The 5,023-nt window shown below is 68.5% G+C and carries 3 protein-coding genes and 1 pseudogene; all 4 read left to right on the top strand.

The window, feature by feature from the left end; genetic code table 11:
- A pseudogene (locus JWN21_RS07180) lies at positions 1–1,094 on the top strand (chromosome segregation protein); the annotation flags it as partial.
- Positions 1,095–1,379: 285 nt separating this feature from the next.
- Entirely contained in the window at positions 1,380–2,627 is a 1,248-nt protein-coding gene (locus JWN21_RS07185) for a putative DNA modification/repair radical SAM protein (RefSeq protein WP_299647708.1), read from the top strand.
- A gap of 14 nt (positions 2,628–2,641) precedes the next feature.
- Positions 2,642–3,823 (top strand): parallel beta-helix domain-containing protein, encoded by a 1,182-nt coding sequence (locus JWN21_RS07190; protein ID WP_299647710.1) that lies wholly within the window; start codon positions 2,642–2,644, stop codon positions 3,821–3,823.
- Positions 3,820–4,863, top strand: a complete 1,044-nt coding sequence (locus JWN21_RS07195) for an SO2930 family diheme c-type cytochrome (RefSeq protein ID WP_299647712.1) — start codon at positions 3,820–3,822, stop codon at positions 4,861–4,863. The genes JWN21_RS07190 and JWN21_RS07195 overlap by 4 nt, the downstream gene beginning before the upstream one ends.
- Positions 4,864–5,023 lie beyond the last annotated feature (160 nt).

Below are 5,023 nucleotides of genomic sequence, written 5' to 3' on the forward strand. Positions count from 1 at the left end.
CGGACGCGCGCAACTGGCGCGCGCGCGCAGGCGAGGCGGCGCGGCGGGTCACCGACGCGGACCGGCGCGATCGCGACCTCATCGAGGCACGGGCGGCGCTCACCGGCCGGCCGGAGGCGCTGCGCGACGCGATCCTCACCGCTGCAGGCGAGCACGACGCGCTCCAGGTCGCAGCGCGGACCGCGCAGACCGCGGAGATCGCGGCGGAAGCCCGCCGCACCACCGCCGATGCCGCCCATCGCGACGCCGCACAGGCGCTGGCGGCGCTGCGCGAGACCCGTGCCGGTGTGCTCGCACGCGTCGAGGCGCAAGAGCTGCGCCGCGTCGAGATGGGTCGCGTCTCGGGCGAACGCTTTGCCTGCCCTGCCCCCTTGCTGCCCGATCGGCTCGGCTTCGCCCCCGCCGACGTTGGCCAGCCGGCCGTCGAATCGGCAACCCTCGAACGGCTGACGCTGGAGCGCGAGCGGCTCGGCCCCGTCAATCTCGTCGCCGAGAGCGAACTGGCCGAACTGGAGGCGGGCACGCTGGGCGTCGCGGGCGAGCGCGCGGAGCTTGGCGACGCCATCCACCGCCTGCGCGGTTCGATCGGCGCGCTCAACCGCGAGGGGCGCCAGCGCCTCCAGACCGCCTTCGAAGCGGTCGACGGTCACTTCCGCCGTCTGTTCACGACACTGTTCGATGGTGGACAGGCGCACCTCGCGCTGGTCGATTCGGACGATCCACTCGCGGCGGGGGTGGAGATCATGGTCCAGCCGCCCGGCAAGCGTCTCCAGTCGCTCACGCTGCTGTCCGGCGGCGAACAGGCGCTGACCGCGATCGCGCTGGTCTTCGCGCTGTTCCTCACCAGCCCGGCGCCGATCTGCGTGCTCGACGAGGTCGACGCGCCGCTCGACGACGCCAACATCGAGCGCTTCTGCGACCTGCTCGATCGCATGGCCGGCGAGACGGACACGCGCTATCTGATCGTCACGCACAACGCCGTGACGATGAGCCGGATGCACCGGCTGTTCGGCGTCACCATGATCGAAGCCGGCATCAGCCGGCTGGTGTCGGTCGATCTCCGGTCGGCGGAAACGCTCGTCGGGACCGGCTGATCAGTCCTTTCATCATCGGGTGGAGTTCGCGCTTCTCGCGTGTGATCCGGCGGCGCAGCACCGTAAGCACCCGCCCAAATGGGCGGCGAGTGCATCGATCTCCTCATGCTCCCTGGTCAGCACGCCACGGTTCAGCATCTCGTCTCCGGCTCATCCGCGCTGGACATAATCTAGGTTGTCATTCCTTCGCCAAGTCGCGGCGGAGTCAAAGAAAAACCCCTAAACGTACAGCCCTTGAGATCCGGCCGACTTGTGCGATTTCGACGGGAACGTATATCGAACGTCATGGCGCAGCTCGACACTCGCGAAAAGCTGGCGATCCTCGCCGATGCCGCCAAATACGATGCGTCGTGCGCGTCGTCGGGCACCGCCAAGCGCAACAGCCGCGACGGCAAGGGGCTGGGGTCGACCGAGGGGATGGGCATCTGCCATGCCTATGCGCCCGACGGGCGCTGCATCTCGCTGCTCAAGATCCTGCTGACCAACAGCTGTATCTTCGACTGCCATTACTGCATCAACCGCAAGAGCAGCAACGTGCGGCGCGCGCGGTTCACCGCCAGGGAGGTCGTCGACCTCACCATTTCCTTCTACAAACGCAACTATATCGAGGGGCTGTTCCTCTCGTCGGGCATCATCGGGTCCTCCAACTACACGATGGAGCAGATGGTCGAGGTCGCGCGGAGCTTGCGCGAGGATCATCATTTCCGCGGCTACATCCACCTCAAGACCATCCCCGACGCCGATCCGGCGCTCGTTCATCAGGCTGGGCTGCACGCCGACCGCCTGTCCATCAACGTCGAGCTGCCCACCGTCGCCGGGCTGACCAGGCTCGCGCCGGAGAAATCCGCTCTGCGCATCGAGGGCGCTATGGCGGCCAACAAGTCGGCGATCCTCGACAACAAGGATGCGTTGAAGAGGTACAAGGCGGCGCCCCGTTTCGCCCCCGCCGGCCAGTCGACGCAGATGATCGTCGGCGCGGACGCCGCTACCGATGGCGACATCGTCCGCCGCGCCTCGTCGCTGTACGGCCAGTTCGGCCTGCGCCGCGTCTATTACTCCGCCTTCAGCCCAATCCCGGACGCCAGCGCGGTGCTGCCGCTCAGCCGCCCACCGCTGATGCGCGAACACCGGCTGTATCAGTCCGACTGGCTGATGCGCTTCTACGAATTCCAGCCCGACGAGGTCGTCGCCGCCGCCGACGACGCAACCGGCATGCTGCCGCTGGATATCGATCCCAAGCTCGCCTGGGCGTTGAAGCACCGCCAGCGTTTCCCCGTCGACGTGAACCTGGCTCCGCGCGAGGATCTGCTGCGTGTGCCCGGCCTGGGCGTGAAGGCGGTCGCCAACATCCTCACCAGCCGTCGGTGGCGCAAGCTGCGGCTGGACGATGTCGCGCGGCTGACCGTCTCGATCGCCAAACTGCGCCCGTTCATCGTCGCGGCGGACTGGCGTCCCGTGGCGCTATCGGACAAGGCGGAGTTGCGGCCACTGGTCGCGCCGAAGAAGCAGCAATTGGAACTGTTCGCGGCCTAACGGGAGAGAATGCGATGAAGGCCGTGCTTGCACTCGTGGCGCTGACCCTTGCCGTCCCCGCCACCGCGAAGACACTGACCGTCGCCGCCGGCCCCAATGCACAGGAGCGATTGCAGGAAGCGCTGCTCGACGCGAAGCCGGGCGACACGGTGCGGATTGGTGCCGGCCGATACGAGCTCACCGATGGCCTGTCGCTTGCCGTCGACCGCGTGACGGTGCGCGGTGCAGGCGCGAAAGCGACCGTGCTGTCGTTCAAGGGCCAGCAGGGTGCGGGCGAAGGGCTGCTGGTGACATCTGATGATGTCGTGCTGCGCGATTTCGGTGTCGAGGACGCCAAGGGCGACGGCATCAAGTCCAAGGGCGCGGACCGCATTGTTTACAAGGCACTGTCGGTGCGCTGGACGGGCGGACCGCAAGCGACCAACGGCGCCTACGCCATCTACCCGGTCGAGAGCCGCGACGTGCTGATCGACGGCGTGTTTGTCGAGGGCGCGTCGGATGCGGGCATCTATGTCGGCCAGAGCGAGAACATCATCGTTCGCAACTCGACGGCCGTGCGCAACGTCGCCGGCATCGAGATCGAGAACTCGCGCCGCGCCGACGTCCACGGCAATCTCGCGCATCACAATACCGGCGGCATCCTGATCTTCGACCTGCCCAATCTGCCGCGCGGCAACGGTGGCGATGTGCGGGTGTTCGACAATCGCGTCATCGACAACGACACCCCTAATTTCGCGCCTGCGGGCAATATCGTCGCCTCGGTCCGCACCGGCACCGGCGTGCTGGTGATGGCGAACGACGGGGTGTGGGTGCGGGGCAATGAGCTGTCGGGCAACCAGACCGCGAACGTGATGATCGTCGCCTATCGCGACAAGTTCTCCGACGCCAAGTACAACCCGCTGCCGCGCCGCGTGCAGGTGTCGGGCAACCGGCACGGCCGCGCCGGCTTTGCGCCGCAGCTACCCGGTGGGGCGCAACTCGCGGCAGCATTCGGCGGCTCGATTCCGGCGGTGCTGTGGGACGGTGCCGCCACCGAAGGTCTGCGCGTGGCGGACGCCAAGGTGCTCAGCCTCGGCCTCGCGCGCGGCGCCGCGATGGAGACCGCCAAGCCTGCGCCCGTCGAGCTGAACGCGCCGGCGCTGCCGGAGCGTGCCGCCGTGGTGCTGCCGGCGAGCATGGAGCGCGCGGCGCGGTGAACCGACTGGGGGATGCAGCTGGCGCGGTGATCGCCGCGTGCGTTCTCGTCATCGGCGCGACCGCCGCGCGTGACACGGGCGGCGGCGTGTCCGACGTCGCGATCACCGGCGACAGTTATCCCGCCGCGCTCAGCGATTACGGCTTCTTCACCGACCTGCGCGCCCGCACCCCCGCCACGCGCGTGACTCTCTACACGCTCAACACGCCGCTCTTCTCCGACTATTCGGAAAAGCAGCGTTACCTGTACCTCCCCGCCGGCACCCGCGCGACCTACCGCCCGGACGCCACGCTGGGCCTTCCCATCGGCGCGGCGTTGATCAAGACCTTCGGCTATGAGCAGGCGGGCGGCTTCACGCCGCTGGAGACGCGCGTCCTGCTGCGCCGCGCCAGCGGCTGGGTGGCGCTGCCGTACGTGTGGAACGCCGCCGGGACCGACGCGGTGCTCAAGCGCGCCGGCACGCGGCTGCCCGTTACCTTCACCGACCCGGCCGGCGCCCGGCGCACGATCAGCTACGCGGTGCCCAACCAGAACCAGTGCAAGGATTGTCATGGGCTCTCGGGCGCGATCACGCCGCTCGGCCCCACCGCGCGAAACCTCAACGACGGACGGCAGTTGCAGGCTTGGCACGCGGCCGGCTTGATGGACCGCCTGCCCGCCGACGCGCCGCGTTTGGCGCGCTGGGACGACCCTGCCGCTCCGGTCGCGGCCCGCGCGTCGGCGTATCTGGAGGTCAACTGCGCGCACTGTCACAATGCGAAGGGGGCGGCGTCCAACTCCGGGCTGCTCCTCGACTGGAAGCAGCCGGATGGTACAGCACGCGGTGTGCTCAAGCGCCCCGTGGCCGCGGGACGCGGCTCGGGCGGCCGCGACTTCGCGATCGCGCCGGGCCGACCCGACGCGTCGATCCTGCTCCACCGCATGGAGTCGACCGAACCCGGCGTCGCGATGCCCGAGATCGGCCGCGCACTGCCTCACGCGGAGGGGGTAAGCCTGGTGCGCGCGTACATCGCGGGAATGCCGGCCATCACCGCACGATGATGCCGATCTGTGACGGCCCGCAACCCTCGTCACCCTGAACTTGTTTCAGGGTTCATGCGAGACGTCAGAGCACGGACCAGGTGGGCCGCATGGATGCTGAAACCGGTTCAGCATGACGGTGTGAACTGATGCGCACCGTCATCCTCCCCGCCCCCGACGA

This window comes from Sphingomonas bacterium, from assembly GCF_028292945.1.
Taxonomy (GTDB): domain Bacteria; phylum Pseudomonadota; class Alphaproteobacteria; order Sphingomonadales; family Sphingomonadaceae; genus Sphingomonas.